This window comes from Gammaproteobacteria bacterium (genome assembly GCA_013696315.1).
In the GTDB taxonomy this organism is placed as follows: Bacteria; Pseudomonadota; Gammaproteobacteria; order JACCYU01; family JACCYU01; genus JACCYU01.
The window spans coordinates 1-2,328 of sequence record JACCYU010000022.1 but is presented as its reverse complement, the minus strand read 5'-3'; the positions used below and the strand labels follow the sequence as shown (position 1 = coordinate 2,328).

The 2,328-nt window shown below is 61.0% G+C and carries 4 protein-coding genes; all 4 read right to left on the bottom strand.

Annotated features, from left to right (window positions below; all coding sequences use genetic code 11):
• Positions 1-77: 77 nt before the first annotated feature.
• Entirely contained in the window at positions 78-485 is a 408-nt protein-coding gene (gene recO / locus H0V34_01145) for a DNA repair protein RecO (GenBank protein MBA2490354.1), read from the bottom strand.
• Between the two features lie 5 nt (positions 486-490).
• Complete coding sequence (era, locus tag H0V34_01140; protein ID MBA2490353.1) at positions 491-1,369, bottom strand: GTPase Era; 879 nt, start codon at positions 1,367-1,369, stop codon at positions 491-493.
• Between the two features lie 14 nt (positions 1,370-1,383).
• Complete coding sequence (rnc, locus tag H0V34_01135; protein ID MBA2490352.1) at positions 1,384-2,064, bottom strand: ribonuclease III; 681 nt, start codon at positions 2,062-2,064, stop codon at positions 1,384-1,386.
• Positions 2,065-2,099: 35 nt separating this feature from the next.
• Positions 2,100-2,328: DUF4845 domain-containing protein (locus H0V34_01130; GenBank protein ID MBA2490351.1), on the bottom strand; the 229-nt coding region annotated here is incomplete at its 5' end.

The window sequence follows — 2,328 nt, the reverse complement described above, 5'->3', positions numbered from 1 at the left end:
GCCGCAGGATCGATCGCGCGCTCGCTGGCGGCTTCGAACTCGAGCTGCTGACCATAGACGCTCAGCTTCAATAGATATTACTCGAAGCGCCGTAGTGACGGTTCAATCGCAATCTGCCCGTCGAGCTGGCTTAAGGTCGCGTCGTAACAACGGTAAAGCTCCTCGCCGGGGCTGTTGCGCGGCAGCAGATTTATCAACAGCTCGTTAAGATACAGCCCGCAGATCTTGAGCCGCGGCGTGGCCAGCCGGCTGGCGCCCGTGATTTCCAGGTCGGTCAGGGATGGCAGCTCGCCGCGCCCGCTCCACGAAACGCGCAGCTCGCGGAACGATTGCAACTGGGCCGCGCGCTTCGGCGATCGCTTCGCGCCCTTGTAGATCAGACCCACACGACCGTGATCGAGGGTCAACATTTCCAGTAATGCGCTGGTCTCACGGTAGGCGCGCGCGTGCAACAGAAAGGCCGGTTGATGTATGACTCTGGCCATCGGGATTAATTTGTCAGCGCGCCGACGATGCGCGCGTCATCCTGCCAGCCGGGCCGGACTTTCACCCACAGGCTTAAGTAGCAACGCCGGTTCAGCAAGTTCTCTATCGCCGCCCGCGCGCGGCTGCCGACCTTTTTTAGTGATTGCCCCGATCTGCCGATGACGATGGCCTTTTGGCTTTCGCGCGCCACCCAGATGGTCGCGGCGATGGAAGTGAGCCCCTCGCGCTCCTCAACGCTTTCTAACTCGACGTACACCGAATACGGCAGTTCGGCGGACAGGTTGCGCGTCAACTGCTCGCGGATCAACTCGCTTACGATAGAGCGTTCGTCGCGATCGGAGAGTTGATCCTCCGGATAAATATAGGCTTCACATCGCGGCAACAGCTTGATGATCTCGGTCTTCAGCGCGTCCAGATTTTCACTCCTGACCGCGGAGACCGGCACCATCGCGGCGAAGTCGAAGCGCTCGCGCATAGTCGCCAGTATCGGCAGCAGTGACTGCCGGTCGCGCAGCCTGTCGATCTTGTTGACGCACACTATGCACGGTTTGCCGGCCGTGGTCAGCATCTCGATAATGCGCACTTCTTCGTGCTCCCAGCGTTCCGGCTCGACCACCAGCACCACCGCGTCAACGTCGGCCAGCGCCGCCGCGGCGCCCTTGTTCATGGCCGCGTTCAGCAGGTGCGTGTTGTTGAAATGAATGCCGGGTGTGTCCACAAACACGATCTGCGAGCCTCGTGAGGTTACGATCCCGCGGATGACCTGGCGCGTGGTCTGTGGCTTGTCGGCCGTGCTTGATATTCTCATCCCGACCAGTCTGTTCAGCAAAGTCGATTTACCGACATTCGAGCGGCCGATCAGCGCGCAGAATCCGCCGCGGATGGATTCAGGCGCGTTCATGGCAGCATCGCCAGCGCCCTGGCTGCCGCCCGCTGCTCGGCCTCGCGTTTGGAGCCGCCCTCGCCTGTCGTTTCGATACCGCAGTGGGGTAACAGACAGCGCATGACGAAATTTTGAGCGTGTGGCTCGCCGCTGGCCAGTTGCAGACGATACTCCGGCAGCGCCAGATTGCGCGCCTGCAGATATTCCTGCAGGCGGGTCTTGGCATCCTTGAGTTGCTCCGGCGGGGGCAGATTGGCAATGCGCGTCTGAAACAACCCCAGCACGAATACGCGCGCGGCCTCAAACCCTTTCTCCAGATAAACCGCGCCAATAATCGCTTCCAGTGCATCGGCCAGAATGGTATCCCGGCGATGTCCGCCAGCCTTGACTTCGCCGGGACCCAGCACGAGCAGATCACTTAAGTGCAGCTCTTTCGCAATCCCGGCCAGCGTTTCCCCGCGCACCAGCTTGGCGCACAGACGGCTTAAATCGCCTTCACTCGCGTTGGGGTGCAGGCGATACAGGTGCTCCGCTATAAGCATGCCCAGCACGGCGTCGCCCAGGTATTCCAGCCGTTCATTGTTGCCGCCGCCCGCGCTGCGGTGCGTGACAGCGGCCCTGAACGAAGCGCCGGCGAGCATGTCGGCATCCAACCATCGCAACAGCGCGCGGTTATTGTTCATTTCGGAGTTCATATTGGGGATTAATTACCGGCGTCCACACGCACGCGTCATTCAGCGGCCGCGACATTGAGCGTTACCATGGGCGAAAACTTGGCCACCATGTCGAGATTCCCGAACAGCGGTGTACGGGCTTCGTACTTGACGCCGATGGTCGTAACGCCCCGGTCGCGCGCATACACGAAATGTTCATGCTTGATGTTCTCGACGTCATTGATATCCAGCCGCTTGTAGATACTCGCCCAGATCTCGCCGGGATTCCGGTCGCCGCCGCCCGGC